Below are 1,599 nucleotides of genomic sequence, written 5' to 3'. Positions count from 1 at the left end.
GCTAATGGGATGGTCCGGCCGTGCTCCTGCCCCGCCAGCAAGCGAAGCTGGCAAGGGGCGCCAAAGACAAGGAGCACGCCATGTCTAAGACACCCAATACCGCAATCGCCGTGATCGGCATCGATATCGGTAAGAACTCGTTCCACGTCGTGGGCCACGATGCGCGCGGCGCCATCGTGCTACGACAAAAGTGGCCGCGTGGCCAAGTGGAAGCTCGGCTCGCCAACATACCGCCCTGCCTGGTCGGCATGGAGGCCTGCGTCGGCGCACATCACCTGAGCCGCAAGCTCGCATCGCTTGGTCACGATTCCAGGTTGATGCCGGCCAAATATGTTCGCCCCTATAGCAAAGGACAGAAGAACGACTTCAACGATGCCGAAGCGATTGCCGAAGCCGTGCAGCGTCCGACGATGAAGTTCGTGGCGACCAAGACCGCGGAGCAACTCGATCTGCAGGCGCTGCATCGGGTGCGCGAGCGGCTGGTGTCGCAACGCACCGGCATCATCAACCAGATTCGCGCTTTCATGCTGGAACGCGGGATCGCCGTGCGACAGGGTATCGGCTTCCTGCGCACGGAACTGCCCACCATCCTTGCGACGCGCACCGATGCCCTGTCGCCACGCATGTTGCGTGTCATCGAGGAGTTGGCGGGCGACTGGCGCCGGCTAGATCAGCGCATCGAGGGCTTAACCGGCGAGATCGAAGCACTGGCCCGTCAAGATCAGGCATGTTCGCGCCTGATGACGGTGCCCGGCATCGGGCCGATCATCTCGAGCGCCATGGTGGCCGCGATCGGCACTGGAGACGTATTCTCCAAAGGCCGCGACTTCGGCGCCTGGCTCGGACTAGTGCCCAAGCAGATCTCGACCGGAGACCGCACCATCCTCGGCAAAATCTCCAGACGCGGCAATCGCTACCTGCGCGTTCTGTTCGTGCAGGCGGCATGGGTTGTGCTGGTCAGGATAAAGGACTGGGAACGTTACGGGCTCAGATCCTGGATCGAAGCCGCCAAAAGGCGGTTGCACCACAACGTTCTGGCGATCGCGCTCGCCAACAAGCTTGCCCGGATCGCCTGGGCGGTGCTGGCTAAGGGACGCGCCTTCGAGCTGACGAGGACCGACGAGACAAGCGTCCGACCCGCCTAATCCTCGCGCCGTGCTCGGCTCGGTCAAGGCGCAGCCTGGCGACGCCAGAGCCCGCCGCAAGCCCAGCGCAACGGCCGGCCTTGACCGCCCCTGCGCGCGACGCGATCGACGTTCTGCAAGGTCGGGACGAAGGAACGGCCCCTGGCTCGAACAAAGGAACTCAGCAATTTGAGGAGCAAGCGATGACGTAATCTATCAACAGCTTCCAGCCGAGGTCTGCGAGAGGATGAGACGAGATGGAGGTTCGGTCTTCCGAGCGCGTGCGAACACTGGTGACCCGAATGGCCCGATCGAGGCCTGTCCGCTAACGAGAACGTACGCGCGCTGATATCCATGATGGCCCGGAGCACCACACGCTCCAATCCGAGGCCGGATACATTGATGCAAGACCGCTCATCGCCAGCTCGACCAAATCTTCTTGCAACGCGCGGCCGGACCATACATTCGGGTCACA

The 1,599-nt window shown here is 62.7% G+C and carries 1 protein-coding gene; it reads left to right on the top strand.

Annotation, left to right across the window (positions count from 1 at the left end):
• Positions 1–80 precede the first annotated feature (80 nt).
• On the top strand, positions 81–1,145 hold the full coding sequence (locus tag ABIC03_RS39185) for an IS110 family RNA-guided transposase (RefSeq protein ID WP_354066259.1): 1,065 nt from the start codon (positions 81–83) through the stop codon (positions 1,143–1,145).
• Positions 1,146–1,599: the final 454 nt, after the last annotated feature.

This window comes from Bradyrhizobium sp. RT6a, from assembly GCF_040547675.1.
Taxonomy (GTDB): Bacteria; Pseudomonadota; Alphaproteobacteria; order Rhizobiales; family Xanthobacteraceae; genus Bradyrhizobium.
This window is presented reverse-complemented; position numbering and strand designations above follow the sequence as displayed.